This is a genomic window from Micromonospora sp. NPDC005205 (assembly GCF_040608275.1).
Classification (GTDB): Bacteria; Actinomycetota; Actinomycetes; order Mycobacteriales; family Micromonosporaceae; genus Micromonospora.
This window is the reverse complement of sequence record NZ_JBEXHV010000009.1, coordinates 117,786-144,357: the sequence shown is the minus strand read 5'-3', so window position 1 is coordinate 144,357 and position 26,572 is coordinate 117,786. Positions and strand designations below refer to the sequence as shown.

Genomic DNA, 26,572 nt, shown 5'->3' with positions numbered 1-26,572 from the left:
CCTAGCTGACCGGGCGGCCCCGCCAGGTCAGGCGGCGTCGCTTTCGCAGATGGTACGACCGCAGGGTCAGCCAACCGAGGACCACGACCGACACGGGGTGTGCGAGCGCGTCGGGCCACCACCGGCCACCTGTCGCGCGGGCGGTGAGCACCCGTCCGGCCACCCCGAGCACGTACGCGGCCAGGCCCACGGCTGCCACCATCGGTGCGCCGGCCGCCGCACCCGTCAGCGCGATCAGCGGTGGGGCGGTGTAGAGCAGCAGCAGCGCCGCCACCACGGCTGCCGCCGCGCCCGGGTGCCCGAACGACGCCCAGAGCGACTTCGAGTACCCGTCGCGCAGTTGCGGCCAGTCGTCGTACATCCGGCAGGTGGCCAGCCGGGAGCCGTCGGCCAGGGCGATCCGCCCACCGGCCCGCTTGACCGCCCGGGCCAGCTCGACGTCCTCCAGGATCTTGTCGGCGACCGCGGCGTGCCCGCTGGCGGCGTTGTAACCGCGCCGGTCCACCACCAGGAACTGCCCGCCCGCCGCGGCCAGCGACGGTCGCGACGAGCGCTCCATCGCGCGCAGCGGCAGGAAGGTCAGCCAGAGCCACTGCAGCAGCGGCTGCACCAACCGGTCGCCGGCCGTCGCCACCACGATCCGGGGGTACGGCGACAGCAGCGTCGCCCGGGCGGCGCGCAACTCGGTGACGGCAGCGGCCACGGCGTGCGGGGCGAGCACCACGTCGGCGTCGACGAAGACCAGCGCGGTGGCGTCCGGGTCGGCCCGGGTGGCCAGCTGCCAGCAGGCGTGCGGCTTGCCCAGCCAGCCCGGTGGTGGGGCGACCCCGGTGAGCAGCGTGACCCGGGGGTCGTCGCCGACCACCGCGCGGACCACGTCGGCGGTGCCGTCGGTGGACCCGTCGTCGAGGACCACGACGCGCAGTCCGGGTACGCCGCGCTGGGCCAGCAGGGCGCGCAGGCAGGGCGTGACCCGGGTGGCCTCGTCGCGCAGCGGCAGCAGCACGGTGACCGGCTCGTCGACGTCGTCGGGCCGGTCGGTGGGTCGGCGCAGCCACCGGGTGGCGTTGAGCCAGGTGTGCCCGGTCAACGCGGCGACGGCGATGAGCAGGGCGAGCAGGACGGTCATCGGGTCGCGTCGACGCCGGGGCGGTGCGGCTGGTGGGCCTCCCGACCGGGGTCACCGCCCCGGCGGGTACGCAGGAGGGTCACCGCCAGGGGTACGGCGGTCACCGCCATGCCGGCGGCGCCCCAGAGCGCCGAGGCGGGCAGGTCGAGGAAGACGGCGTGGGCCAGGATGCTGGAGAAGTACGTCCACAGGTAGAGCGCGAGCATCGGGTGGTCCCGCCGATCGGTGTGTTCGGCGGCCGGCCCGGCCAGCGGGCGCAGCGCGCTCATCATCAGCACCGCGAAGAGCAGCCAGCCCAGGTAGTTGCTGACCGGGATGCCGGCCAGGCCGGGCAGGGCCGGGGTGGCGTCGCGCCAGACCCAGTAGCCCTCGGCCACCATCTGCGGGTCGAGGAAGAGGTCCCAGGCGGCCAGCCCCACGGTGGCCAGCGCGATCCGTCCCACCCATCGACCCACCGTCGGCCCGCTGCCGCCGGCTGTCGGCCCGCTGCCGCCGGCTGTCACGGTCCTGCCGCCGGTCAGTCGGACCGCTGCCAGCCAGGCCGGCCAGGCCATCCAGGTCCAGGCCAGCGGAATGATCAGCGGCACGCCGGCCAGCTTGGGACCCAGCTCTCCGGAGTAGTCGTAGCTGCCGAACGGCACGCCGGTGGCCACCCCGATCGCCTCGATCGCGAACCCGCCGCCGGTGGCCACCGCGACCAGCGCCGCCGCCACCCGTGGGCCCCGGCTGAGCAGCGCGTGGCCGACCGAGAGCAGCCAACCGAGGACGACGGTAGCCACTGTGAGCCCGGCCCGGGTGGCGCCGGTGGTGAGCGGGTAGCAGATCTGGGCGAGGACCAGAACGGCGAGCAGCGTCCAGGAGATCCGTCGGGTCATGACGCCGGTGGCTCGAGCGGCAGATCCCGACCGAGTACGCCGAACGGTCGCTCGTCGCCGGGGAAGTGGAAGTCGCGCAGCACGTCGACGAAGCCGAACCGTCGGTACAACCGCCAGGCCCGCGAGGTCTGCTCGTCGGCCTCCGGGGTGGACAGCAGCACGGTGTCGCCCTCCGCCATGCCGAGCAGCGCGCGCAGCTGACCGGTGCCCAGACCGTGCCCCTGCGCCGGTGGCCGGACGTGCAGCTCGACCACCTCGAAGCAGTGGGTGAGCCAGCGGGTGCGGGTCGGGGCGTTCAGCGCGCGGTGCACCTGGTCGTGCCACCACTGACCGGAGGCGCCCAGGTAGCCGTAGCCGAAGCCGGCGAGGTGACCCTCACTGGTCAGGCTGGCGACCGCCCGGAAACCCGGTCGGCGGACGTGGGTGGCGATGTAACCGCGCCGGGCCTCCAGCAGGTCGGTGCGGTATCCCATCGCCTCGCCGTAGACGGCCACCACGTCGTCCAGCCGCCGGACGAGATCGTCCGGCGTCCAGCGCACCAACCTCATGCCCGTCCACCCTTCACCGTTTCCGGGCCGCCGTCGACGACCCATCCGAGCACCGACCGGTCGCCGACCACGTCGCGCACCTCGAACCGGGCGAACAGTTCCTCGGCGTACCAGCCCGCGGTGGGGGTTCGCATGATCGCCGCCCGGTGCTCCGGGTGACGGTACGCGAACGCCACCAGGTCCGTCGGGTCGCGCCACACGCTCACCGTGCCCTGCCAACCCAACGGGGCCTCTCCGACCCCGAACCGGGCCAGCAGCCCGGGCGCGTCTCGCAGAGCGGCGGCCACCGGCGGGATCGCCCGCCAGAAGGTGGCCGCCCGCCGGGCCCGCAGCCGGGCCCGGGTCAGTGCCAGCACCGGGCCGGTGACCCGCCCGCCCGACGGGTCGCCGAACGGCCGCTGGCCGGACCACTCGCCCCGGCTGGTCAACGGGCGTAGGTCGATTCGTGCCTGGGCGTGGGCGATGCGCGCCCAGGCCCGCCCGACCGGAGAGTCGTCGAAGCCGGCCGCCGCGGCGGGGGAGTCCCAGACGGTCAGCGCCGCCCACCGGGTCAGATCGGCGTCCCGGGGCCCGAAGTCGGTGCCGGTTCCGGTGCCCAGCAGCTTGCCGAAACGAACGCCGGGGAGGGCCCGCAACCGGCGGGGGTCCACCGCCATCCGGGTCAGCGCCCGGGGCAGCGCGCCAGGGGAGGTCCGCCACACGTGCAGCGTGACCAGCTCCGGAACCGCGCTGACGTCGCCGCTGTGCCTGCTGGTCCGCTCGCTCCGCTCGTTTGCGCCACCGCTTCGCGGCGGTGCGAACGTGTCGCTGCTGTGCCTGCTGGTTCGCTCGCTCCGCTCGTTTGCGCCACCGCTTCGCGGCGGTGCGAACGTGTCGCTGCTGTGCCTGCTGGTTCGCTCGCTCCGCTCGCTCACGCCACCTCGGCGGGGGTGCCGGCGGTGACCCGCAACAGTTCGGGGTAGGTGGTCGGGAAGACCGCCTGGGGTACGCCGCCCGCGGCCCATATCTCCGGGTACGCCGCCAGCGCCGTGTCCACCAGGGTGCGCAGCGGGTGCGGGTGCCCGAGTGGGGCGACCCCGCCGATCGGCTGCCCGGTGTGGGCCCGGACGAACTCCGGGGTGGCCCGACGCAGTCGGGTGACGCCGATCGATGCCGCCAGGCCGGCGGTGTCGACCCGGTGTGCGCCGGAGGTGAGGACGAGCAACGGCGTGTCGTCCGCGTCGAAGATCAGTGAGTTGGCGATCTGGCCGACCTCGACGTCGAGCGCCTCGGCGGCCGCCGCGGCGGTGTGCACCGCGTCGGGCAGCAGACGGACCACGCTGGGCTCACCGGCGCCGTCGAGGGTGCCGGCGGCGGTGAGCGCGTCCTGCACCGCCCGTACGTTCGGGTGTGGCTGCATCCCGCCATTCTTCCCGGTGCGTTGGTGGCCGGTTCAGTCGGCCGGCACGCTCGGCGCGTCACACGTTGCATTTTCGTCGGAGGGGAGGTGTACTGTCAGCAGCAGTTAGAACGAGTGTTCGATTGCCTCGAACGCCCGTTCCAACCAGCCGGAGCGCGGCGTTTCGCGGCGCCACCTCCGGGCGGTGCGGCTCCGCGGGCCGCACCTGGGTTTCCGGGCAGTCGCGAGCCTGGTCCCAATTAGGCAGGAGCGTCGCTCGCCGCCCACGACCCCCGGGCGGCGGGCGACGCACCCGCCGGTCCGCCGGCCGGGTGTGGTGTGGGGAAGCATCCACACCCGGCCGGCCACATCCGGTGCGTCTTCCTCCGCACCACCCCGACCTCGGCGTCTCGTCGGTGGCATCAGCCGCCGCAGTGACGTCTCGGCCACGTGGAGGAGAGACATCCATGCCGACCAACCCGGCTCAGGCACCGACGGTGCCGGCGCACGTGCTGCCGCACCGCACCCCCGCCCAACTCCTCACGTTGGCCCGCCGTGGGCTGGTCGAGGCCGGCCAGACCCGACCTGACGGTCTGCGCTACGCGGCTGCCCACCTGGCCGCCCTGCGCGCGGCGGCAGCTCTGCTCGCCGCCCGGGCCCGCCCCGCGCCGAGTCGACGCAACCGGATCACCAGTGTCTGGGTCCTCCTCTGCGCCGTCGCTCCGGAGCTCGACGAGTGGTCCCGGTTCTTCGCCGCGGGGGCCAGCAAGCGCGCCGCCGCCGAGGCCGGCATCCCCCGGGTGGTCAGCGCCCGGGAGGCCGACGATCTGCTCCGCGCTGCCGAACAGTTCGTCACGGTGGTGGAAACCGCGCTCGGCGTGGCCCACCAACCGGCCCTGGACGGCCTCGCCGCCTGATCCCGCCGTGCCACCAGCCGCCCCGCGAGGGGAGCCGGGCGGCCGGTGGCACGGCGTGCCGGTCCTGATCTGATCCACAGCAACGACGGGGGAGTTGGTCCAATGGCGGGCCGCATGGTGGCTGGTTCCGCCGCGCTGGCCGATCTGGTGCGCCCGGCGAGCGCGCCCGACCCGGTCGGTGGCCACCGGGTGCTGCCGGTGGTGCCCGAGCTGACCGGTCTGTTGCCCAACCGGGGCCTGCGCCGGGGCAGCACCATCGCGGTCGCCGCCGGCCAGCCCCGCCGCAGCGGTGGCACCTCGCTGATGCTGGCCCTGCTCGCCGAGGCGTCCCGGGCCGGCTCGTGGTGCGCCGTGGTCGGGGTGCCGACGTTCGGCGCGGGCGCGGCGGCTGAGCTGGGCATCGCCCTGGACCGGCTGGCCCTGGTACCGAACCCCGGCCCCGAGTGGGCCACCGTGGTCGCCGCGCTGATCGACGGGGTGGACGTCGTGGTCACCACCGTGCCGGCCTCGGTCTCCGCCTCGGTCGCCACCCGGTTGGCCGCCCGGGCCCGGCAGCGCGGCAGCGTGCTCGTCCCGTACGGCCGGTGGGACGGCGCGGACGTGACGCTGCAGGTGGTCCGGGGAGTCTGGGAGGGTCTCGGGCTGGGCCGAGGGCGGTTGCGCCGCCGGGAGATCACCGTCTCGGCGCGCGGGCGCGGGGCGGCTGCCCGGCCCAAGGAGATCAAGGTCTGGCTCCCGGGTGACGAGTTGACCCGGGTGATCCCTCGTACGCTGCCGTCGCCCGTGGGCCGATCGGCCGCGCCACTCGCGCTGGTCGGTCAGGGGTGACCGGCGCGCCGGCGCGCACGCTGCTGCTGTGGTGCCCGGACTGGCCGGTGCTCGCCGCCGAGATCGTCGACGGGGTGCCGGCGACCGGCCCGGTCGCCGTGCTGCACGCCAACCGGGTGGTCGCCTGCTCCGAGCGGGCCCGTGCCGAAGGGGTGCGTCGAGGGCTGCGCAAGCGGGAAGCACAGGGGCGCTGTCCGCAGCTCACCGTCGTGGAGTACGACCCGGGCCGGGACGCCCGGGCGTTCGAACCGGTGGTCGCCGCGGTGGAGGAGTTGGTCGCCGGCGTCGAGGTGGTCCGTCCGGGCGCCTGCGCGGTGGCCGCCCGGGGGCCGGGCCGTTACCTCGGCGGCGAGGAGGCGGCCGCTGAGCGGATCATCGAGCATGTGGCGCAGTCGTGCCTGGTGGAGAGCCAGGTCGGCATCGCCGACGGGGTGTTCGCGGCCGGGTTGGCCGCTCGCGCCGGCCGGGTGGTGGCGCCGGGTGGGACACCGGAGTTCCTGGCCGGGTTGCCGGTCGAGGCGCTCGGGCGGTCGGCGCTCGCCGACCTGCTGCGCCGGCTGGGAGTACGCACCCTCGGCGACTTCGCCGCCCTGCCGTCCGGAGACGTGCTGGCCCGGTTCGGGTTCGACGGTGCGCTGGCTCACCGGCTGGCAGCCGGGCGGGACCACCGCCCACTCGCCGTCCGGCAGCCGCCGGCCGACCTGACGGTGACCGCGGAGCACGACGACCCGATCGACCGGGTCGACGCGGCGGCGTTCGTGGCTCGGGCGCTGGCCGAGCAGCTGCACGAACGGCTGGCCGGGCACGGTCTGGCCTGCACCCGGCTCGGCATCGAGGCGGTCACCGAGCACGGGCAGGAGCTGCACCGGGTGTGGCGGCACGATGGCCTGCTCACCGCCGCGGCCATCGCCGATCGGGTGCGTTGGCAGCTCGACGGGTGGCTCTCCGGCAGCAACGGCCGCGCCGGTGCCCGACCGGCCCGGCCGACGGCCGGCATCATCCGGCTGCGACTGATCCCGGACGGGGTGATCGCCCAGGCCGGTCTGCAGGCCGGCCTCTGGGGGGAGACCGGCGAGGAGCGGGAACGCGCGCACCGGGCGTTGAGCCGGGTGCAGGGCATCCTCGGCCCGGAGGCGGTGGTCACCGCGGTGCTCGGTGGTGGGCGCTCCCCGGCCGACCAGGTGCGACTGGTGCCGTGGGGCGACGAACGCCTCTCGGCCCGGCCCGAAGCTCCGCCGTGGCCGGGCCGGCTGCCGCCGCCCGCGCCCGCCGTGGTGCTGCCCAGTCCGCTCGCCGCGACCGTGCACGACGCCGCTGGCGAGCCGGTGGTGATCAGCGCGCGGTTGGCGGTGAGCGCCGCGCCCGCCCGACTGGTGGTCGGCACCGGTCAGCCAGCGGAGATCGTGGGTTGGGCCGGGCCGTGGCCGGTGGACGAGCGCTGGTGGGCGCCGGCCGAGGCCCGCCGCCGGGCTCGGTTCCAGGTCAGCCTGGCCGACGGTGCTGCCCTGCTGCTGGCCGTGGAGTCGGGGCAGTGGTTGGTGGAGGCGATCTATGACTAAGTCAGGTCGATCCCTGCCCGGCGTCGGCTGGCTCCGCGCTGGCCGGGGAGCAGATGTCCTGATGAGCGTGATGACTCACAGACATCAAGATGCCTGTGAGTCATCACGCTCATCGCACCTCTCGCCGCCGGCGGGGCGACCGCCGTCGTGTTCGTCGTCGACCCGGTCGCCCAGCATCCCTCGGCCGAGCAGTACCGGGCCGAGCAACGCGGCCGGAGCGGCCGGATGAGCTTCCACAACCCGAAGATGCCCTGGTCGGAGCTGGAGCGGGTGCTCTCCGGGCGGGCCGGAGACAAGCGGGGGAGCCGGGGCGAGCGGCACCTGCACGTGGTGGACCCGCTCGCCGTGGATGCCGATGGCGGCGACTCCCCGGCCTGGAGCCGCCGCCGCGAGCAGTACCAGCCACCGGAGCTGACCCGCCCCGACGGCGTGGTGCCCTACGCGGAGCTGCACGCGCACACCAACTTCAGCTTCCTCGACGGCGCCAGCCACCCGGAGGAGCTGGCCGAGGAGGCGGCCCGGCTGGGGCTCACCGCGCTCGCCGTCACCGACCACGACGGCTTCTACGGGGTGGTCCGCTTCGCCGAGGCGGCTCGTACGCTGGGCCTGCCGACCATCTTCGGCGCGGAGCTGTCCCTCGGCCTGCCCGGCCCGCAGAACGGCGAGCCCGACCCGCACGGCGCGCACCTGCTGGTGCTCGCGCACGGCCACGAGGGGTACGCCCGGCTGGCCACCACCATCGCCCGCGCCCAGCTGCGCGGCGGGGAGAAGGGCCGCCCGGATTACGGGGACCTGGAGGAGGTCGCCGCCGAGCTGCGTGACCATGTGCTGGTGCTGACCGGCTGCCGCAAGGGGCACGTGCCGGGGGCGCTGCTCACCGAGGGGGTGGACGCGGCGGCCCGCGAGTTGGACCGGCTGACCGCGCTCTTCGGCGCGGAGACGGTGGCCGTGGAGCTGACCGACCACGGTCATCCCGTCGACGCCGACCGTAACGACGCGCTCGCCGAGCTGGCCGCCGCGGCCGGGTTACCGACGGTGGCCAGCAACAACGTGCACTACGCCAGCCCCGGCCGGCGTCGGCTGGCCACCACCGTCGCCGCGGTCCGGGCCCGACGCAGCCTGGACGAGATCGATGGCTGGTTGCCCGCGGCGGCCACCGCCCACCTGCGCAGCGGCGCGGAGATGGCGGCCCGGTTCGCCGCGTACCCGGGTGCGGTGGCGCGGGCCGCCGAGTTCGGCGCCGAGTTGGCCTTCGACCTCCAGCTCGTCGCGCCGCAGCTGCCGGCGTACCCGGTGCCGCCGGGGCACACCGAGATGAGTTGGCTGCGGAAGCTGACAGCTGACGGGGCGCACGAGCGCTACGGGCCGCCGCAGGCGCACCCGACGGCGTACGCGCAACTCGAGCACGAACTGAACATGATCGAGGAGCTGGGTTTCCCCGGCTATTTCCTGGTGGTCTACGACATCGTCACGTTCTGCCGTGACCAGGACATCTACTGCCAGGGTCGGGGTTCGGCGGCCAACTCGGCGGTCTGCTACGCGTTGCGGATCACCAATGTGGACGCGGTCCGGCACCAACTGCTCTTCGAGCGGTTCCTCGCCCCGGAACGGGACGGCCCACCCGACATCGACGTGGACATCGAGTCCGACCGCCGGGAGGAGGTGATCCAGCACGTCTACACCCGTTACGGCCGGGAGCACGCCGCCCAGGTCGCCAACGTCATCTCCTACCGGCCCCGGTCGGCCGTGCGGGACGTGGCCAAGGCGTTCGGCTACTCCCCGGGGCAGCAGGACGCCTGGAGCAAGCAGATCGACAGGTGGGGTTCGGTCGCCACTGTCGATGTCGAGAACATCCCCGAGCAGGTGGTGGAGTACGCCAACGAGTTGCAGACGTTCCCGCGGCACCTGGGGATCCACTCCGGCGGCATGGTGATCTGCGACCGGCCGGTGATCGAGGTCTGCCCGGTGGAGTGGGGGCGGATGCCCGGGCGCAGCGTCCTGCAATGGGACAAGGACGACTGCGCCGCGGTGGGCCTGGTCAAGTTCGACCTGCTCGGCCTGGGCATGCTCTCCGCCCTGCACTACGGCTACGACATGATCGGCGAGAGCCTCGACCTGGGCGACATGACCCTGGACGACCCGGAGGTCTACGACATGCTCTGCCGGGCCGACTCGGTCGGGGTGTTCCAGGTGGAGAGCCGGGCCCAGATGGCCACCCTGCCCCGACTCAAGCCCCGCGAGTTCTACGACCTGGTGGTCGAGGTGGCGCTGATCCGTCCCGGCCCTATCCAGGGCGGTTCGGTGCACCCGTTCATCCGCCGCAAGAACGGCCAGGAACCGGTGACCTTCGCGCACCCGCTGATGCGCAACGCCCTGGAGAAGACCCTGGGTGTGCCGTTGTTCCAGGAGCAGCTGATGCAGCTCGCCATCGACCTGGCCGGCTTCGACGCGGCCGAGGCCGACCAGTTGCGCCGGGCGATGGGCGCCAAACGGTCGGTCGAGCGGATGACCCGGATCGCCGACCGGCTCTACGCCGGGATGGCTGAGCGGGGCATCACCGGTGAGCTGGCCGACGACGTCTACCGCAAACTCACCGCGTTCGCCAGCTACGGCTTCCCGGAGAGCCACGCGATGAGCTTCGCCTACCTGGTCTACGCCAGCTCCTGGCTCAAGCGTTACCACCCCGCGCCGTTCCTGGCCGCGCTGCTCAACGCCCAGCCGATGGGTTTCTACTCGCCGCAGACCCTGGTCGACGACGCCCGCCGGCACGGGGTGGAGGTCCGTCGTCCGGACATCAACGCCAGCGGGGCACTCGCGGTGCTGGAGTCCACCCCGGAGACCCGGTGGGGCAGCGGGCCGGGGGAGCCGCCGCACTCCTGGGGGCTGGGCGGCCCCGCCGTCCGGCTCGGCCTGTCCAGTGTGCGCACCCTCGGTGCCGACGTGGCCGAGCGAATCGAGGCCGAACGGGTCGCCGACGGGCCGTACCGGGACATGCCGGATGTGGCCCGGCGGCTCGGTCTCACCGCCGCGCAGTTGGAGGCGTTGGCCACCGCGGACGCCTTCGCCTGTTTCGGGCTGACCCGGCGGCAGGCGCTGTGGGCCGCCGGTGCGGCGGCCCAGGACCGACCGGGCCGGTTGCCCGGCACGGTGACCGGCGCGGCGGCGCCCACGCTGCCCGGGATGGAGGCGGTGGACCGGCTGGTCGCCGACGTGTGGGCCACCGGGTTGTCGCCGGAGAGCCACCCCGCCCGTTTCATCAGGGGTCAGCTCGACGTGCTCGGCGCGGTGCCGATCGCCCGGCTCGGCCGGGTGGAGCCGGGGCAACGGATCCGGGTCGGCGGCATCGTCACCCACCGGCAACGTCCGGCGACCGCGGGCGGGGTCACCTTCCTCAACCTGGAGGACGAGACGGGGATGCTCAACGTCACCTGTTCGCCGGGGCTGTGGCAGCGCTACCGGCGGGTGGCGCGGACCAGCGCCGCGCTGGTGGTCCGGGGGCGGTTGCAGCGGCACGAGGGGGTGACCAACCTGGTCGCCGACCGACTGGACGCCATCGAGCCACCGGTGCGTCCGGCCTCCCGTGACTTCCGCTGATTCAGTGATCCACATTACGGTTTCCCGGGCCGTCGAGCGGGAGACTCGTCCCGAGCGGGCAGAGCGGCCCGTGATCCGTGAGGGGGAACGACAGTGACGGGAAATCACGCGTACACCGGTGGAATCGCCAACGCCCGGCGGACCCGACTGGGCACCGGCTGGGTGCCGTCGCACCTCGCCGACCCCCGCGAGTACGAGGTGACGAACGGTCCGGTGGCCAACGAGCGCCGGTCCCGGGCGGAGGACGAGGCCGAGGGCACCGAGGCCTGACCGGCCGCCGCGCCACGCACCGATCGGGCGTGTGGTGGGCGCCCCCCGCCACACGCCCACACCACCACCGGGCCGAGTGACTAGGCTCGGCCGGGTGGAGCAGACCCGAGGCCGGTTCGCCGAGCCGCCGCTGACACCCCGCACCGCCGTGATCTGGTCGGTGCTCCGTGCCGAGTTGGACCGGCGCGGCGACGCCGAGCTCACAGTGCTGGACGTGGGCGGCGGCACCGGTGGTTTCGCCGTTCCGCTGGCTCGCGCCGGGCACCGGGTCACCGTCGTCGACGCCAGCCCCGACGCGCTCGCCGCGCTCACCCGCCGCGCCGCCGAGGCCGGGGTGGCCGACCGGATCGCCGCCGTGCAGGGCGACGGTGACGCCCTCGCCGGGCTGGTCGAGCCGGCCGGCGTCGACCTGGTGCTCTGCCACGCCGTCCTGGAGGTGGTCGACGACCCGACGCCGGTGGTGACCGCGCTGGCCACCGCGCTGCGCCCGGGTGGCGCGGCCAGTGTGCTGGTGGCCGGCCGGGCCGCCGCCGTGCTGGGCCGCGCGATGAACGGGCACCTGGACGTCGCGACCACACTGGCCGCCGATCCGGCCGGCACCGCGGGCCCGCGCGACACGCTGCGCCGACGCTACGACGCCCCCGGCGCCGCCGCGCTGCTCGGCGCCGCCGGGCTGGTGGTCGAGGAGATCCACGGGGTACGCGTGCTGGCCGACCTGCTGCCGGCCGCCGTCGCCGACGGGCAGTCGGCGGCCGTGGTCGAGCTGGAGCGTGCGCTGGCCGCCCAACCGCCGTACCGGGACCTGGCCGCCCAACTGCACCTGTTCGCCCGCCGGCCGGCATGATCGCCGAGGCCGGTGGCCAGCCGGCGCCGCTGGAGATCCTCGGGCCGGGCCACGGCGGCGGCCGCCTCGCCGACGTGCTGCCCAGCGCGCTGGCCGTGCTCGGGGTGCCCGGCTCGACCGACCCGCTCGGGCTCCGGCCCGCGCTGGCCGGGGTACGCCGGATCGCGGTGCTGCTCGTCGACGGGCTCGGCTGGTACCAACTGCCGACCGCGGCGCCGTACGCGCCGACTGTCGCCGGGCTCGCCGCGACGGTGGCCCGGCCGCTCATCGCCGGTTTCCCGTCCACCACCCCGACCAGCCTGGTGTCGCTGGGCACCGGTGTCGCGCCGGGCGCGCACGGCGTGCTCGGCTTCACCGTGCGGGTGCCCGGCACCGATCGGGTGCTGACCCACACCGACTGGGCCGCCGATCCGTCGCCGCTGTGCTGGCAGCCGGTGCCCACCCAGTTGGAGCGGGCCCGCGCCGCCGGGGTCACGACGAGCGTGGTGAGCCGGCCGGAGTTCGGCGGCAGCGGGTTGACAGTGGCCGCCAACCGGGGTGGCGACTTCCGGGGCGCCGCCGGCGGGGACGCGGTGGCCACCGCCATGCTGGCCGCGCTGGCCGCCGGGGCCGGGCCCACACTGGTCTCCGGCTACCACGCCGACCTGGACCGGCACGGCCACGTCAGCGGCGTCGACTCGGCACCCTGGCGGGTCGCCGCGACCGAGGTGGACGCCCTGGTCGCCCGACTGGTCGACGGGCTGCCGCCGGACGCGGCGCTGCTGGTGACCGCCGACCACGGGCAGCTCGACATCCCTGCCGCGCACCGCTTCGACCTGGACACCGATCCGCGACTGCGCGCTGGCGTGCGGCTGGTGGCCGGCGAGGCCCGGGTCCGCTACCTGCACGTCGAGCCGGGCGCGGTGGACGACGTGCGGGCCGCCTGGTCGGAGGTGCTGGGCGCCACGGCCCGGGTACGCACCCGCGACGAGATGGTGGCCACCGGCTGGTTCGGGCCGGTGGCCGAGGAGCACCTGGGTCGGATCGGCGACGTGGTGGTGATCTGCAACGACACGTACGCGGTCATGGCCAGTCGCACCGAGCGGCCGATGGCGTCGAAGTTGGTGGCCTACCACGGGTCGGACACCGCCGCGGAGCTGACAGTGCCGCTGCTGGTCGTCCGGGGCTGACCCCGGGCGGCGGTTCGGCCCGCTGGCCGATGGTGGTGTCGTACCTCCGGGTTAACCTGCCGGGATGGGCCGCAGCCAGTCGTTGCCCCGGGGCGACGATCCGCGCTTCGGGCCGGACGCCGACGACTCCGCCAGCCCGATCCTGCACGTCGACATGGACGCTTTCTTCGCCGCCGTCGAGGTGCGCCGTCGCCCAGAGCTGCGCGGCCGGCCGGTGGTCGTCGGCGGTGTCGGCCCGCGCGGGGTGGTCAGCTCGGCCAGCTACGAGGCCCGCCGGTACGGCGTCCGCAGCGCGATGCCGACCAGTCAGGCCCGGGCCCGCTGCCCCCACGCGGTCTACCTGCCACCGGATTTTTCCGCCTACACGGCCGCCTCCCGGGCCGTCATGCAGATCTTCCGGGACGTCACGCCCCTGGTCGAGCCGCTCTCCCTCGACGAGGCGTTCCTCGACGTGACAGGTGCCCGTCGGCTCTTCGGCTCCCCGGCCACCATCGCTCGGCTGATCCGCCGCCGGGTCTCCGACGAGCAGGCGCTGACCTGCTCGGTCGGGGTGGCGCCGACCAAGTTCGTGGCCAAGCTGGGTTCCACCCGGGCCAAGCCGGACGGCATGCTGGTCGTGCCTCCGGGGCAGGTGCTCGATTTTCTGCACCCGCTGCCGGTGGACGCCCTGTGGGGGGTGGGGGAGCGCGCCGCCGAGGCGCTCCGCCGGCTCGGCCTGACCACGGTCGGCGACCTCGCCGAGGCGCCGGTGGGCATGCTCCGCCGAGCCGTCGGCGCCGCCTCGGCGTCGCACCTGCACGAGTTGGCCTGGGGGCGCGACCCGCGCGGGGTCAGCCCCGAGCACGTCGACAAGTCGATCGGCGCCGAGGTGACCTTCGACGTCGACGTGGCCGACCCGTTGGAGATCCGCCGCGCGTTGCTGGCGCTCAGCGCGAAGGTCGGGGTCCGTTTGCGCGGTTCCGGGCAGGTCGGGCGCACCGTCTCACTCAAGGTCCGGCTGGCCGACTTCCGCACCGTCAGCCGGTCTCGCACCCTCGACGTCCCCACCGACACCGCCCGCGAGATGTTCGACACGGTCTGGGCGCTCTACACCGCATTGGACCCGGGCGAGCGAATCCGACTCGTCGGTGTCCGGGTGGAAGGGCTCGCCCCGGCGCAGGGCGCCCCCCGGCAACTCACCCTCGGCGCGCCCGAGCGCGGCTGGCGCGAAGCGGAAGCTGCCGCGGACGCCGCCGCTGCCCGTTTCGGGCGGTCCGTCATAGGTCCGGCCAGTCTGATGGGCGACCGTGATCCCCGTCGAAACGAAAATCCACCCCGCCCATAGGTCGTCCCGCTTTCCGACGCGCGACCCCCCTCGTAGACTTGCGGGTAAGCAGCCGGTTGGCTGCCACGGTCTGACGGCCCGACTGGGCCCGACCAACGTGACCGGGGAGGAGTGCCGTGCCGCTCTCGGAGCACGAGCAGCGGCTGTTCGAGCAGATCGAGCGGTCGCTTGCCGAGGACCCCAAATTCGCCTCGGCCGTGCGCGCCAGCGATCCGCGCTTCCATGCGCGGCGTCGCCTGCTCGTCGCCGCCGGCGTCATCATCGCTGGCTTGGCTCTACTGGTCTATGGCGCGGTGATCAAGACTCCACCACTGGCGGTGGCGGGCTTCGTCGTCATGCTGGCGTCGGCCGCGTTCGCGGTGCAGTCGCACCGGCGGGGGCAGTCACCCGACCTGCACGTGGTGGGCGGCACGACGAGTCGTCGTCGTTCCCGCGGTGGCCGATCCGGTCGCCGGTCGTCGATCCTGGACCGCATGGAGGACAGGTGGCGGCAGCGCCCGGAGGGGCACCGCTGAGCCGGTCCCGCCGCTGAGGCGGACCGTACGCCGCGACGAGCGGTCGCCGGGCACAGCCCCCGGCGACCTCCGTCGTATCCGCACGCCCTCTACTGCTGCCAGTCTCGCCGGCCTGCGGCTGGGCCAGCCTCGCCGGCCCCCCGGCTTGCGCCGCGCCGTCCGGGCCGCGCCGCCGTGCTGGCCGCGCCGCGCGCCGGCAGCCATCGCATGATCAGGTGATGAAAAGTAGGTCGCCGGGACGTTCCGTGCCTACTTCTCATCACCTGATCTTGCTTCTCAACATCGTTGCGTTGGCGCTGTGGCCGGCAGGTCAACCCGTGCTGGAGAGGGGGCTCCTGGTCGATCACCGTAGGTGGAGCGAGGAGATCGCGCCGATCTTGCGGTTTCGGTTGTCGACATGGGTGGGATGCGGCTTGTGTCGGGACAGGAAGTGCAAGATCGCGGAGCAGGCGGGGCGCGCGGCGCGGCGGGGGCGATCATGGAGTTGTGGTGCCCGGCTTGGCGGTTTGCGGGCGTTTTGTTGCCCACCACAAGTGCATGATCGGCGAGGTGGCGCCGGTGACGAGCAGTCGCTCCGCCTAACGCAATGGCGTTATCTTGTTTCTCTTTACCTGATCTTGAAGACGGTGAGCCGGTCGCAGGGATGCCGGGCCGGGGCTGGGACGGCGGCGGGTGGGCCGCCGTCCCCTGCCAGGGAACCGGTCGGTCAGCGAGCTGCCCGGCCGGCCAGCAGCCGTCGAGGGTTCCACCGCAGCAGTCGGTACCGGGCCTGCCCGGTGAGCGCCACCATCCGGCTGGAACTGTCGGCCATCGTGGTGCGCCAGCGCAGCAGCACCGAGGGCGGCAGCACGGCGGCGCGCAGGCGGGTCCGTCGGTCCGCCCGTGTCGCGAGCGCCGCACGGACCGCGCGCAGCGCCGGCAGCAACGGCTCACCGGTCAGTGGGTCCCGCGCGTAGCGGGCCCGCTCCTCCGCCCGGCCGAGCAGCCGCGCCGACCCGATCGCGTCGTCATCGTCGAGGGAGTCCCGGACCAGCCGGTCCGCGGTCGCCCTGGGCGTCTCGGTCGGATCGACCGGGACCCGGAAGTCCACAAGCGTGTCGAGCAGCTCCGCCCAGGCGGCGTGCGCGTCCGCGCGGGCCCGGGTGGCGTCCGCGCTGACCACCACCGGACGTGCCCCCGGCTCGCTGTCGCCGTCGACCCTGGCGGAGGCCATCGCCCCGCTCGCCGCGCGGCCACTGCGTCGGCGGCGCAGGGCCATCCGGCGCAGCGCGGGCACCGCGAGCAGCACCAGTAGGGCCACCAGCCCCGCTGCCCACCAGGGCCAGACCGGTGGCTGCTCGTTCGGCGTCGTCCCGCCGAGAGAGAGCCCGTCGTCGGTGTCCCGGTCGGAGTTGTCCGGGCCGGTCGGCTCCGTCGAGGTGCCCGGGTCCGTCGGGGCGCTCGTGGCGCCGGAGCTCGGGCTGGTCGCCTCCGGCGCGTCAGTGTCCGGTGCCCAGGCCGACCGGGTGGAGCCGGGCACCCCGTACGCCGGGGTGGCGTCGAACGGCACCCAACCAGCCCCGTCGAAGTAGACCTCGGTCCAGGCGTGCAGGTTGAGGTTCGTCAGCGTGAAGGTGTCACCGTCGCGCTTGCTGCCGTTGGTGAACCCGAACGCCACCCGGGCCGGAATGCCGGCCGAGCGGACCAGCCAGGCCATCGCGGCGGCGTACTGCTGGCAGTAGCCCACCTTGTTGGTCAGGAAGTTGACGATGTCCTGACCGCTGCTGCCGCTCTCGGTGCTCAACCGGTAGCTGAAACCATTGTCCGCCGAGAAGTGCTGGTAGATCGACAGCACCCGGTCGTAGTCCGTGCGCTTGCCCTGGATCAGCCCCTTGACCAGCTCCTCCACCTCGGGCACCGGCCCGGGGGTGGCGGTCATCTGTCGGCGTACGGGGTGCTCGGTCGGCAGTGATCGCGCGGCCCGCAACGCCTCGGGCGTGAAGGTCGAGCGGACGTAGTCGAAGGAGTACTTCCGACCGCGGGAGTTCTCCCGGTTGGAGAAGACGACCTGCTGGTTGGCGTCGTAGAGCCAGTTGTCGCTGAGGTCGTCGGCGCGGGTCGGTTCGGCGTACACCGGCATCAGCGCCATGCTCAGGCTCTTGGTGACCTCGACGGTCGCCTGGTAGGTGGTCTGCTTCACGCCGGGACCGGCCCGGTCGGCCGGGTTCGGCAGATCCCGGTTCACCGACCGGCCGCTGGGGTTGCGCGCCTGGAAACCAGCGGGTCGTAGCTCGTCGGCGACCGCGTAGCGCAGGTAGAACGGGTTCTGCTCGGACGTCTTGACCTTCACCAGGTCGGCTACCTGGGACTGGTTGAGCTGGCCGGCGAGCGAGGCGAACAGGTCGATCCGACCCGACGTGCCGCCCGAGCCGGACCCGTTGCCGGTGCCGTTGCCCGGCCCTCGGCTGAGGGAGTCGAGCAGCCCGCCGGTCATGCCGGGCACCGCCAGCGGCAGCACCACCGCCAGGGCCACCCCGACCGCCGCGAGCCGGCGGCCGGCGGATGCCAGCGGAGAGGCCTCCCACACGTCGACGTCGCGGCCATCGCCGGTGAACCGCCGCCCGAAGCGGCGCACCCGGTCGACGTTGTCGGTGACCAGCAGCCAGAGGTAACCGGCGGCGCCCACCACGAACGGCACGGCGGGGACGCTGTCCACGTAGACGGCGACCGGCACCGAGTAGATGGCGAGCATCGGCAGCCCCGCCAGCGCGGGCCGGCGCAGCCCCACGGCCAGCACGTCCACCAGCACGGCGACCCCGCCGACGCCGAGCACGGCGATGAACAGCAACGGGTCGGTGTCCGGGACCTCGACCCCGTACGAGCGCATGTCCTGCATGGAGCCGGCGAGCAGGTCGCCGAAGTACGCCAACGTGCCCGGCGTGGGCAGGATCGCGAACAGCTCCTGGCCGCTGGGGAACAACCAGGTCAGGGCGAGCATCAGCCCGGCCAGCATGCCCAGCACCTGAGCCCACAGAGGTGCCCGGGCGAGGCGGGTCAGCGCGGCCACCCCGGCCACCACGGCGACCGCGATGATGGACTCGATCAACCACGTCCAGCCCTGGAAGATGGCCGACAGCGGCGCGGCGGCCAGCAGCGTGGCAGCGGCCGCCACCATGCCGATGTTCCGACTGCTGATCATGAGGGGAGCCTTCCGTTCATCGCACACCGCCGGCGACCGTCTCGGCCAGCGCGGCCCGCAGGGCGAACCCCTGGGCGCCCCGGCCGACCTGCGGCCACAGCGCCGGCAGCCGGCCGCCGTGGTCGACGCCGACCACCCGCCAGCCACTCTGCAACATGGCGAGGACGGCGGCGGCGTGGGCGTGCTCCGCCTCGCTGCGCGCCTTCTCCGGCAGGCTGAGCCAGGTGGAGCTGTTCAGGAGGAAGCCGACACAGGTGGCGCCGTTGCCCCGCAGCCCGGCCAGCACCTCCGCCTCGGCGACGCTCACCGTGCCGAACAGGCCGATGATCAGGCCGCCGTCGGCGCGTTGGCGGACCCGCTGCACGAGGCCGGTGACCTCGGCACGCTGGTCCAGTCGGACCTCCGCGAGGTGATCGAGCAGCGTGCCGTCCCCGCCGGCCTCCGAGGCGTCCACATCGGCCCCCGAGCCGGTGACCAGGCGCAACTTGTAACCGGCCTGCCGCAGGTGGACGGCGATGCTCGCGGCGGCCGAGACCGACCACTCGAAGCTGGCGGTCGGCCCCTCGCCCCGGTGGCCGTACGCCCGGGTGTCCAGGACGACGGTGGCCCGGCTCTCCCACGGTTGCTCCTCGCGGCGCACCATGAGCTCACCGGTGCGGGCGGTGGACTTCCAGTGCACCCGGCGCAGGTCGTCGCCGCGCCGGTACTCCCGGGTCGCCGCGTCGTCCTCGCCGTGCACCGCCACCGAGCGGGCCCGGCTGTCGCCGCTGCCCGCGTACTCCCCGGGGAGCCGGACCGACGGCAGCGGGGTGACCTGCGGGATGACCGTCAGGTGGTCGGTGCTGGGGAAGGAGCGGGTGAGTTCACAGAGGCCGAACGGGTCGGTCATCCGGACGACCAGCGGGCCCACGTCGTAGCGGCCCCGCACGTCGGCCCGCACCGTGTACGCCACCGAGCTGGCCTGGTGTGCGCCGAGCCGCTCCAACACCACCCGGGGCCGGCTGCCCAGCGCGTAGGGCAGCCGGTCCTCCAGGAGCAGGGTGCCGGTCGGCAGCCGGGAGAGGTTCTGTAGGCGCAGCACCACCCGGGAGTTGGCACCGACCGGAACCCGGTGCGGGTCCAGCGAACGGTTGCAGGCCAGCTTGTAGCGGCTCCGCCCGACGTAGGCGGCGGCCAGCAACGGCAGGATGGCCAACAGCACTGCCACCCGGAGCAGGTCCTTCTCGCCGAGGATGCCCGCTGAGATCGCCGCCGCGACCGCAGCGGCAAGGAAGGACCGCCCGCGGGTGGTCAGCCCGCGTAGCCCGGCACGCACGTCATGGCCTCCGCGGCTCGTAGGGTGCGCGACCGTTGCCGGTGGCGGGGGGCCGGGTGTCGTACGGATTGCGCTGCCTGTCGTGTGGCAGCGGCAGGCGGTGCACCAGCTCGGAGACGATCGCGTCGGTGGTGCGCCGGGCGAGCTGCGCGTCGGCGGTCGGGATGATCCGGTGGGCCAGCACCGGCACCGCCAGGGCCTGCAGATCGTCGGGGAGAACGTAGTCGCGGCCCTCCAGGGCGGCGACCGCCCGGGCGGTGCGCAACAGTTGCAGGGTCGCCCGGGGGGACGCGCCGAGCCGGAGGTCGGGGGCCTCGCGGGTGGCGGTGACCAGGTCGATCGCGTACTGCTTGACCGCGTCCGCCACGTGCACCTGCCGGACGGTGGCGATCAGCTGCCGGACGATGGCCGCGTCGGAGACCGCGCGCAGCTCGTGCAGCGGGTCGGTGCCGCCGTGCCCGTCGAGCATGGCCAGCTCGGCGTTGGAGTCCGGGTAACCCATCGCGATGCGGGCGGTGAACCGGTCGCGCTGCGCCTCCGGCAGCGGATAGGTCCCCTCCATCTCGATCGGGTTCTGGGTGGCGATCACCATGAACGGGGTCTGGAGCTGGTACGTCACCCCGTCGACGGTGACCTGCCGCTCCTCCATGCACTCCAGCAACGCCGACTGGGTCTTCGGCGAGGCCCGGTTGATCTCGTCGCCGACCACCAGGTTGGCGAACACGGCACCGGGGCGGAACTCGAAGTCGTGCGTCTCCTGGTTGTAGACGCTGACCCCGGTGACGTCGCTGGGCAGGAGGTCGGGGGTGAACTGGATCCGTCGCACCGTGCAGTCGATGGACCGCGCGAGGGCCTTGGCAAGCTTGGTCTTGCCGACACCCGGGACGTCTTCGATCAGGAGGTGACCCTCGGCGAGCAGGACGGCAAGGGCGAGCCGCACTGTGGCGGTCTTACCCTCGATGACCTGCTCGATGTTGGCCACGATGGCCTCGCTGGCGGCTCGGAACTCGTCGTGCGGCAACAGGCCGCCCACCTCGTCCCAGGTCTGTTGTGTCACGGGCCTCCTCCTCGTCGCCGTCACGGCAGCTCTCTAGAGAGCACCTGGACCCGCCGTTGGGTTCGCGACGTCGAGCCTCGTTTGCCGCAGGAATCTCACTAGTCTCTCAGGCTAACCATGTTTGTCGTTATCGCCGACCCCCGCAGGTAGTCCGTCGGTTACGCACCGATATTCGCCAGGTCGGGGGAACGGGTTCGACACCGCCCGGGGGCCGGCAGGGCACACCCTGGAAGAGGTACACTGCGGGCATGGCCGGAGTCTTCCTGCTTCTTACCGGGCCGTGCTGATGCGCTGAACCCAGCGACAGCACGGCGGCCCCTCCTGCGCGAGGGGCTTTTTTGTGCCCTCCGCCGGCCCGGCCCGGTGGTGCCGAGACGAAGCGAAGCGAAGCGAGGAGAGACGATGAGTGAGGCAGCCGCACCGGCGGGCGACATCCCCCCGTTCCGGTACACCGCGGCCCTGGCCGACGAGATCGAGATTCGTTGGCAGGACACCTGGGCGCGCGAGGGCACCTTCCACGCACCGAACCCGACCGGCCCGCTGGCCGACCCGAACCACCCACGCGCCGGCGCGGAGAAGCTGTACGTGCTGGACATGTTCCCGTACCCCTCCGGAGCGGGCCTGCACGTCGGCCACCCGCTGGGCTACATCGGCACCGACTGTTACGCCCGCTACCAGCGGATGGCCGGCCGCAACGTGCTGCACGCGATGGGCTTCGACGCGTTCGGCCTGCCCGCCGAGCAGTACGCGGTGCAGACCGGCACCCACCCCCGGACCACCACCGTCGCGAACATCGAGCGGTACAAGACGCAGCTGCGCCGGCTGGGGCTGGCGCACGACGAGCGCCGCTCGGTGGCCACCATCGACACCGACTTCTACCGCTGGACCCAGTGGATCTTCCTGCAGATCTTCAACTCCTGGTACGACCGCGACGCTGGCCGGGCCCGTCCGATCGCCGAGCTGATCGCCGAGTTCGAGGGCGGTAACCGGCCCACCCCGGACGGCCGCGCCTGGGCCGAGCTGAGCGTCGCCGAGCGCCGCCAGGTCGTCGACGACCACCGCCTGGCGTACGTCTCGCAGGCCCCGGTGAACTGGTGCCCCGGGCTGGGCACCGTGCTGGCCAACGAGGAGGTCACCGCGGACGGCCGCTCCGACCGGGGCAACTTCCCGGTCTTCAAGCGCAACCTGAAGCAGTGGATGATGCGGATCACCGCGTACGGTGACCGGCTGCTGGACGACCTGGACAGCCTGGACTGGCCCGAGCCGATCAAGATGATGCAGCGCAACTGGATCGGTCGCTCCACCGGGGCGCACATCGACTTCGCCACCGCGGGTGAGTCGATCCGGGTGTTCACCACCCGGCCGGACACCATCTTCGGGGCCACCTACATGGTGCTGGCACCGGAGCACGAGCTGGTCGACACGCTGGCGCCGACCACCTGGCCGGACGGGACGAGGGACGCCTGGACCGGCGGACACGCCAGCCCTTCCGAGGCCGTCGAGGCGTACCGCAAGGCCGCCGGCGCCAAGACCGACGTCGAGCGGCAGTCCGACTCCAAGGAGAAGACCGGCGTCTTCATCGGCGCGTACGCCACCAACCCGGTCACCGGCGGGCAGATCCCGATCTTCATCGCGGACTACGTGCTGGCCGGCTACGGCACCGGCGCGATCATGGCGGTGCCGGCGCAGGACGAGCGGGACTGGGCGTTCGCCGAGGTCTTCGAGCTGCCCATCGTGCGTACCGTGCAGCCGGCGGAGGGCTTCGACGGCAAGGCGTACACCGGGGACGGTCCGGCGATCAACAGCGCCGCGCCCGAACGCGGCCTGGACCTGAACGGGCTGGGGGTCACCGACGCCAAGGCGGCGATCATCGCCTGGTTGGAGGCGAACGGGCACGGCACCGGCGCGGTCACCTACCGGCTGCGTGACTGGCTGTTCTCCCGGCAGCGCTACTGGGGCGAGCCGTTCCCGATCGTCTACGACGAGACCGGCGCGGCCATCGCCCTGCCGGAGGAGATGCTGCCGGTCGAGCTGCCCGAGGTGGACGACTTCTCCCCGAAGACGTTCGACGCCGACGACGCCGGAAGCAACCCGGAGACCCCGCTGTCGCGGCGGCGCGACTGGGTCGAAGTCGAACTGGACCTGGGTGACGGGCCGAAGCGCTACACCCGGGAAACCAACGTGATGCCGCAGTGGGCCGGTTCCTGCTGGTACGAGCTGCGCTACCTGGACCCGACAAACAGCGACCGGTTCGTGGACGCCGAGAACGAGCGCTACTGGATGGGCCCGCGCGCCGACGGCGACTGCGGCGGCACCGACCTGTACGTGGGTGGCGCCGAGCACGCCGTGCTGCACCTGCTGTACGCGCGGTTCTGGCACAAGGTGCTGTTCGACCTGGGGCACGTGTCGTCGTTCGAGCCGTTCCGCAAGCTGTTCAACCAGGGCATGATCCAGGCGTACGCGTACACCGACTCGCGCGGCAGCTACGTGCAGGCCGAGGACGTGGTCGAGCGCGACGGCGCGTACTACCTGGAAGACCTGGCGGTCAACCGCGAGTACGGCAAGATGGGCAAGTCGCTGAAGAACGTGGTGACCCCCGACGACATGTGCGCCGCGTACGGCGCTGACACCTTCCGGGTGTACGAGATGTCGATGGGCCCGCTGGAGGTGTCCCGCCCCTGGGAGACCCGGGCGGTGGTCGGGTCGTACCGGTTCCTGCAGCGGGTGTGGCGGGCCGTCGTCGACGAGCAGACCGGCGCGCTGCGGATCACCGAGGACCCGGCCGACGAGGCGACCCGCCGGCTGCTGCACACGGTGATCGACGGGGTCCGTGGTGACATGGACGGCATCCGGTTCAACACAGCGATCGCCAAGCTGATCCAGCTGACCAACGGGCTGACCGGCCTGGCGGCCACGCCCCGCGAGGTGGCCGAGCCGCTGGTGCTGATGGTGGCGCCGTTCGCCCCGCACCTGGCCGAGGAGCTGTGGCGCAAGCTGGGCCACGACACCTCGCTGACGTACGCGGACTTCCCGACCGCCGACCCGGCGCTGCTGGTGGCCGACACGGTGACCTACCCGGTGCAGGTCAACGGCAAGGTCCGCGGCCGCGTCGAGGTCCCCGCCGACGCCTCCGAGGAGAGCGTCCGCGCGGCGGCCCTGGACGCGGTGGCGACGACCCTGAACGGCAAGGAGCCGCGCAAGGTCATCGTGGTCAAGGGCCGGATGGTCTCGGTCGTCGCCTGACCCCACCGCAACGCCCCGCCCGCCTCCGCGATCTTGCAGTTCCGGTTGGGTTCATGCCCTTTGTGTCCAGTAATGCCGGGACAGAAAGTGCAAGATCGCGGAGGTTGAGCGCGGGATGGGGCGGTCAGACCAATGTGGTGCGACGGCGGCGGCGTTCGGCGCGCCACCACTGGTGGACGAGGACCAGGCTGGCGATCAGGCCGAGGCTGGCCGGGGCGGCCGCGTACCAGTTGACGTGGCCGGGGGAGCTGACCGCCGCGCCGATCGCCGCGTAGCCGAAGGCGGTCGGCGCGGACGCGATCACGCTGCCGGCCAGGAACGGCAGCACTCGGGCGCCGGTCGTGCCGTAGCCGTAGCTGACCAGGCCGAAGCCGGCGATCGGCAGCAGCCGGACGGTGATCACGCCGAACACGCTCTGCCGGGCGAACCACCCGTCGAGGCGGGCCAGTCGACCGCGGACGCGTTCGGCCACGAACTCCCGACCGAGCAACCGGCCGACAGTGAACCCGATCGCCGCCGCCACCAGCGCGGCGCCCAGGGCGTACGCGGCGCCTTCCAGCGGACCGAAGATCGCACCTGCGGCGAGCGTGATGAAGGTCCGGGGGACCAGCGCGACAAGCAGCAGCGCACCACCAAGGATCGCCGCCACCGGGGCGAGGTCGCCCAGCCGGTCGGCGACCAGCGGCAACTGCGCCGGATCCGGCCGGGGCACCAGCAGCAGCAGTAACCCGCACCCGCCGATCAGCAGCACGAGCAGGGCGAACCGGGCGGCCGACGGCTGCCGGAGCAGCCGCCGGACGGCACGGATCATGCCCGAGCGGCGGCCACCGCGGAGCGGCGCTCGTTGCGGAGCCGGTCCGACCAGGTGTCGTCCAACGGCGGGAGCTGGTGTGCCCCGGTGGCCCAGCGCAGCAGCAGGTCGGCCAGGGCCGGGTTGCGAGCCAACGCCGGCCCGTGCGAGTAGGTGCCCAGCAGCTTGCCGCGCCACGCGCCCTCGGTGGCGCTGTCGTTGCCCACTCCGGCGGTGACCCGGGCCAGCGGGGAGACCTCCGGACCGAGGTGGGTGCGGCCGCCGTGGTTCTCGAAACCGGTCAGCGGGGGCAGGCCCAGCCGGGGGTCGATCTCACCGGCCAGCTCGCCCACGGCCCGGCTCTCGCCCCGGTCGGAGTGCAGGTCGAGCAGCTCCAGCCCGCGGCACTGCACACCCTTGGCGAAGAACGAGGTGCCGAGCAGCTGGTAGCCGGCGCAGACGCCGAACACCACCGAGCCCTGCGCGACGGCGCGGTGCAGACCGCCGTCGGCCAGCAGCCGCTGGGCGCCGAGCGCCTGCGGGCCGTCCTCGCCGCCGCCGACCAGGTAGATGTCGGCGGTCGCGGGCAGCCGTTCGTCGGAGCGGACCTCCAGCACCTCGACCGGCATCCCACGCTGACGGGCCCGCCGGGCGAGGATCAGGGCGTTGCCCCGGTCTCCGTAGGTGGAGAGCAGGTCGGGGTAGATCCAGACGATGCGCAGACTCTCAGATGACACGGTCCAACTCCGCTCGGATGTCCTGGAACGCGGTGTAGTTCGCGATGACCTCCAGCCGCCCGGGCGGGACCGACCGGAGTGCGTCGTCGAACGTGCGGACGTGCTGGAACGGCACGTCGTTGACGTCCAGTCGAACCGCCAGGTCGTATGCCCGGTCGCCGGTGATCAACACCTGCCGGCCCCGGAGCGGGGCGAAGTCGACGTCGTAGAGCCAGGAGGTGTCCAGACCGTCGGGATCGCGCGCGTTGATGGAGAGCAGGGTCGGCGCGTTGTCGGCCATGTCGAACGCCTCCAGCCAACTGGCCGGGTTCTTGGCCAGCAGCAGCCGGATGTTGCGCCCGTCCTTGTCGACCTGCGCGTAACGGCCGGCGACCGAGGTGACGATGCCGAGGCGGGACACCGCGTCGACCGGGCGGACGCCGAACTCGGCGGCCACCGCCAGCGCTGTCGCCGCGTTGCCGAGGTTGACCTTGCCGGGCAGTTGGAGGGAGACCTTGTGCCAGGCGCCGGTGGGATCGAGCACGCCCTCGTCCTCGACGACCCAGTGCGGCTCCGGTCGGCGTAGCGGGCAGCCGGTGCACCACCACTGCTCGCCGGAGCGCTGGATGGTGGAGCCGCACTCCGGGCAGACCCAGGAGTCGTCGTGCCACCGCTGGCCGGCACTGAACCACGTCACGTGCGGCGGGTTGATGCCCCGGGCGGGGTCACCCGGTGGGGTGGCGGCCCACACGACCAGCGGGTCGTCGGCGTTGGCCACCACCCGTACGTTGGTGTGCCGGACCAGCGCCGCACGCCAGAGCTGCGCCATCATGGCGACCTCCTTGGCGCGGTCGAGCTGGTCGCGGGAGAGGTTCAGCAGCGCGACCACGTGCGGCTCGGTCGCCTCCAGCACCTGCGCCAGGTAGTGCTCGTCGACCTCCAGCACCGCGTACGGGGTGCTGCCGGCCTTGGCCAGCGCCGAGGTGTGCCCGCTGGGCATGTTGGCGCCGAACGAGTTGGTGGCGACCCGGCCGAGCACGCCGACCGCGGCGGAGGTCAACCGGGTGGTGGTGGTCTTGCCGTTGGTGCCGGAGACGAGCGCGATCGCGCGCCCGGCCGACAGGTGGGCGAGCAGGTCCGGGTCGATCTTGAGGCCGATCCACCCGCCGATCACTGAACCGTCGCCACGGCCGGCCGCCCGGGAGAGCGCCGCGGCGGTCCGTGACACGGAGCTGGCCACCTTGGCCCGTAGGGGCATTTTCGCGTCCGTCACGCGAGCGAGGTTACCGGACCGCCGGCCTCGCCAGATCGCCGCCGACGGTG

At 73.3% G+C, this 26,572-nt stretch carries 21 protein-coding genes; 10 read left to right on the top strand and 11 right to left on the bottom strand.

Features of this window, described 5'->3' with window-relative positions:
• Position 1: 1 nt before the first annotated feature.
• The 5 genes from ABZU43_RS18390 to ABZU43_RS18370 all read right to left on the bottom strand — a co-directional run bounded on the left by ABZU43_RS18390 (position 2) and on the right by ABZU43_RS18370 (position 3,951).
• On the bottom strand, positions 2 to 1,129 hold the full coding sequence (locus ABZU43_RS18390) for a glycosyltransferase family 2 protein (protein WP_355007692.1): 1,128 nt from the start codon (positions 1,127 to 1,129) through the stop codon (positions 2 to 4).
• The gene (locus ABZU43_RS18385) at positions 1,126 to 2,004 is read right to left on the bottom strand and encodes a carotenoid biosynthesis protein (protein ID WP_355007691.1); all 879 of its coding nucleotides are present in this window, start codon (positions 2,002 to 2,004) and stop codon (positions 1,126 to 1,128) included. Before ABZU43_RS18385 ends, ABZU43_RS18390 begins: the two co-directional genes overlap by 4 nt.
• The gene (locus tag ABZU43_RS18380; RefSeq protein ID WP_355007690.1) at positions 2,001 to 2,552 is read right to left on the bottom strand and encodes a GNAT family N-acetyltransferase; all 552 of its coding nucleotides are present in this window, start codon (positions 2,550 to 2,552) and stop codon (positions 2,001 to 2,003) included. The genes ABZU43_RS18385 and ABZU43_RS18380 overlap by 4 nt, the downstream gene beginning before the upstream one ends.
• The gene (locus ABZU43_RS18375) at positions 2,549 to 3,268 is read right to left on the bottom strand and encodes a monooxygenase (RefSeq protein WP_355007803.1); all 720 of its coding nucleotides are present in this window, start codon (positions 3,266 to 3,268) and stop codon (positions 2,549 to 2,551) included. Before ABZU43_RS18375 ends, ABZU43_RS18380 begins: the two co-directional genes overlap by 4 nt.
• 194 nt (positions 3,269 to 3,462) lie before the next feature.
• On the bottom strand, positions 3,463 to 3,951 hold the full coding sequence (locus tag ABZU43_RS18370; protein WP_355007689.1) for a YbaK/EbsC family protein: 489 nt from the start codon (positions 3,949 to 3,951) through the stop codon (positions 3,463 to 3,465).
• A 446-nt stretch (positions 3,952 to 4,397) separates the two neighbouring features.
• On the opposite strand from ABZU43_RS18370, the gene ABZU43_RS18365 reads away from it, so the two are divergent.
• The 9 genes from ABZU43_RS18365 to ABZU43_RS18325 all read left to right on the top strand — a co-directional run bounded on the left by ABZU43_RS18365 (position 4,398) and on the right by ABZU43_RS18325 (position 14,950).
• Positions 4,398 to 4,847, top strand: coding sequence for an SAV_6107 family HEPN domain-containing protein (locus ABZU43_RS18365; RefSeq protein WP_007463070.1), 450 nt, complete (start codon positions 4,398 to 4,400; stop codon positions 4,845 to 4,847).
• 102 nt (positions 4,848 to 4,949) lie between these two features.
• The gene (locus tag ABZU43_RS18360) at positions 4,950 to 5,675 is read left to right on the top strand and encodes a hypothetical protein (protein WP_355007688.1); all 726 of its coding nucleotides are present in this window, start codon (positions 4,950 to 4,952) and stop codon (positions 5,673 to 5,675) included.
• Positions 5,672 to 7,234, top strand: a complete 1,563-nt coding sequence (locus tag ABZU43_RS18355; protein ID WP_355007687.1) for a DNA polymerase Y family protein — start codon at positions 5,672 to 5,674, stop codon at positions 7,232 to 7,234. Before ABZU43_RS18360 ends, ABZU43_RS18355 begins: the two co-directional genes overlap by 4 nt.
• A gap of 225 nt (positions 7,235 to 7,459) precedes the next feature.
• The gene (locus tag ABZU43_RS18350; RefSeq protein ID WP_355007802.1) at positions 7,460 to 10,828 is read left to right on the top strand and encodes an error-prone DNA polymerase; all 3,369 of its coding nucleotides are present in this window, start codon (positions 7,460 to 7,462) and stop codon (positions 10,826 to 10,828) included.
• Positions 10,829 to 10,921: 93 nt separating this feature from the next.
• Positions 10,922 to 11,098, top strand: coding sequence for a hypothetical protein (locus tag ABZU43_RS18345; protein WP_167492956.1), 177 nt, complete (start codon positions 10,922 to 10,924; stop codon positions 11,096 to 11,098).
• 76 nt (positions 11,099 to 11,174) lie between these two features.
• Positions 11,175 to 11,942 carry a methyltransferase domain-containing protein gene (locus ABZU43_RS18340; RefSeq protein ID WP_124853937.1) on the top strand — a complete coding sequence of 256 codons (768 nt, stop codon included), beginning with the start codon at positions 11,175 to 11,177 and terminating at the stop codon, positions 11,940 to 11,942.
• The gene (locus tag ABZU43_RS18335; RefSeq protein ID WP_355007686.1) at positions 11,939 to 13,111 is read left to right on the top strand and encodes a nucleotide pyrophosphatase/phosphodiesterase family protein; all 1,173 of its coding nucleotides are present in this window, start codon (positions 11,939 to 11,941) and stop codon (positions 13,109 to 13,111) included. The genes ABZU43_RS18340 and ABZU43_RS18335 overlap by 4 nt, the downstream gene beginning before the upstream one ends.
• A 64-nt stretch (positions 13,112 to 13,175) precedes the next feature.
• The gene (locus ABZU43_RS18330; protein WP_355007685.1) at positions 13,176 to 14,435 is read left to right on the top strand and encodes a DNA polymerase IV; all 1,260 of its coding nucleotides are present in this window, start codon (positions 13,176 to 13,178) and stop codon (positions 14,433 to 14,435) included.
• A gap of 116 nt (positions 14,436 to 14,551) precedes the next feature.
• Positions 14,552 to 14,950, top strand: coding sequence for a DUF3040 domain-containing protein (locus tag ABZU43_RS18325; protein WP_355007684.1), 399 nt, complete (start codon positions 14,552 to 14,554; stop codon positions 14,948 to 14,950).
• 706 nt (positions 14,951 to 15,656) lie between these two features.
• Here the strand turns inward: ABZU43_RS18325 and ABZU43_RS18320 are convergent.
• From ABZU43_RS18320 to ABZU43_RS18310, 3 genes are read right to left on the bottom strand one after another with little or no spacing between them, the layout of a single operon-like run.
• Positions 15,657 to 18,128, bottom strand: coding sequence for a DUF3488 and transglutaminase-like domain-containing protein (locus ABZU43_RS18320; RefSeq protein WP_355007683.1), 2,472 nt, complete (start codon positions 18,126 to 18,128; stop codon positions 15,657 to 15,659).
• Between the two features lie 16 nt (positions 18,129 to 18,144).
• Positions 18,145 to 19,443 carry a DUF58 domain-containing protein gene (locus ABZU43_RS18315; RefSeq protein WP_355007682.1) on the bottom strand — a complete coding sequence of 433 codons (1,299 nt, stop codon included), beginning with the start codon at positions 19,441 to 19,443 and terminating at the stop codon, positions 18,145 to 18,147.
• Between the two features lies 1 nt (position 19,444).
• A complete protein-coding gene (locus ABZU43_RS18310) occupies positions 19,445 to 20,500 on the bottom strand; it encodes a MoxR family ATPase (protein WP_355007681.1) in 1,056 nt (351 codons plus the stop codon).
• Between the two features lie 402 nt (positions 20,501 to 20,902).
• On the opposite strand from ABZU43_RS18310, the gene leuS reads away from it, so the two are divergent.
• Positions 20,903 to 23,743 carry a leucine--tRNA ligase gene (gene leuS / locus ABZU43_RS18305; protein ID WP_355007680.1) on the top strand — a complete coding sequence of 947 codons (2,841 nt, stop codon included), beginning with the start codon at positions 20,903 to 20,905 and terminating at the stop codon, positions 23,741 to 23,743.
• A gap of 124 nt (positions 23,744 to 23,867) precedes the next feature.
• Here leuS and ABZU43_RS18300 read toward each other — a convergent pair whose 3' ends face one another.
• Genes ABZU43_RS18300 through ABZU43_RS18290 form a run of 3 tightly spaced genes read right to left on the bottom strand, consistent with a single transcriptional unit; the run spans position 23,868 to position 26,507 of the window.
• Positions 23,868 to 24,554, bottom strand: coding sequence for a VTT domain-containing protein (locus ABZU43_RS18300; protein ID WP_355007679.1), 687 nt, complete (start codon positions 24,552 to 24,554; stop codon positions 23,868 to 23,870).
• Entirely contained in the window at positions 24,551 to 25,270 is a 720-nt protein-coding gene (locus ABZU43_RS18295; RefSeq protein WP_355007678.1) for a glutamine amidotransferase, read from the bottom strand. Before ABZU43_RS18295 ends, ABZU43_RS18300 begins: the two co-directional genes overlap by 4 nt.
• Positions 25,260 to 26,507 carry a MurT ligase domain-containing protein gene (locus tag ABZU43_RS18290; RefSeq protein ID WP_355007801.1) on the bottom strand — a complete coding sequence of 416 codons (1,248 nt, stop codon included), beginning with the start codon at positions 26,505 to 26,507 and terminating at the stop codon, positions 25,260 to 25,262. Before ABZU43_RS18290 ends, ABZU43_RS18295 begins: the two co-directional genes overlap by 11 nt.
• Positions 26,508 to 26,572 lie beyond the last annotated feature (65 nt).

What these genes read in the sequence shown, in the direction of transcription:
- ABZU43_RS18390 (WP_355007692.1), bottom strand. Translation starts at nt 1,129, where the DNA reads ATGACCGTCCTGCTCGCCCTGCTCATCGCCGTCGCCGCGTTGACCGGG.
- ABZU43_RS18385 (WP_355007691.1), bottom strand. Translation starts at nt 2,004, where the DNA reads ATGACCCGACGGATCTCCTGGACGCTGCTCGCCGTTCTGGTCCTCGCC.
- ABZU43_RS18380 (WP_355007690.1), bottom strand. Translation starts at nt 2,552, where the DNA reads ATGAGGTTGGTGCGCTGGACGCCGGACGATCTCGTCCGGCGGCTGGAC.
- ABZU43_RS18370 (WP_355007689.1), bottom strand. Translation starts at nt 3,951, where the DNA reads ATGCAGCCACACCCGAACGTACGGGCGGTGCAGGACGCGCTCACCGCC.
- ABZU43_RS18365 (WP_007463070.1), top strand. Translation starts at nt 4,398, where the DNA reads ATGCCGACCAACCCGGCTCAGGCACCGACGGTGCCGGCGCACGTGCTG.
- ABZU43_RS18360 (WP_355007688.1), top strand. Translation starts at nt 4,950, where the DNA reads ATGGCGGGCCGCATGGTGGCTGGTTCCGCCGCGCTGGCCGATCTGGTG.
- ABZU43_RS18350 (WP_355007802.1), top strand. Translation starts at nt 7,460, where the DNA reads ATGAGCTTCCACAACCCGAAGATGCCCTGGTCGGAGCTGGAGCGGGTG.
- ABZU43_RS18335 (WP_355007686.1), top strand. Translation starts at nt 11,939, where the DNA reads ATGATCGCCGAGGCCGGTGGCCAGCCGGCGCCGCTGGAGATCCTCGGG.
- ABZU43_RS18330 (WP_355007685.1), top strand. Translation starts at nt 13,176, where the DNA reads ATGGGCCGCAGCCAGTCGTTGCCCCGGGGCGACGATCCGCGCTTCGGG.
- ABZU43_RS18320 (WP_355007683.1), bottom strand. Translation starts at nt 18,128, where the DNA reads ATGATCAGCAGTCGGAACATCGGCATGGTGGCGGCCGCTGCCACGCTG.
- leuS (WP_355007680.1), top strand. Translation starts at nt 20,903, where the DNA reads ATGAGTGAGGCAGCCGCACCGGCGGGCGACATCCCCCCGTTCCGGTAC.
- ABZU43_RS18300 (WP_355007679.1), bottom strand. Translation starts at nt 24,554, where the DNA reads ATGATCCGTGCCGTCCGGCGGCTGCTCCGGCAGCCGTCGGCCGCCCGG.
- ABZU43_RS18290 (WP_355007801.1), bottom strand. Translation starts at nt 26,507, where the DNA reads ATGCCCCTACGGGCCAAGGTGGCCAGCTCCGTGTCACGGACCGCCGCG.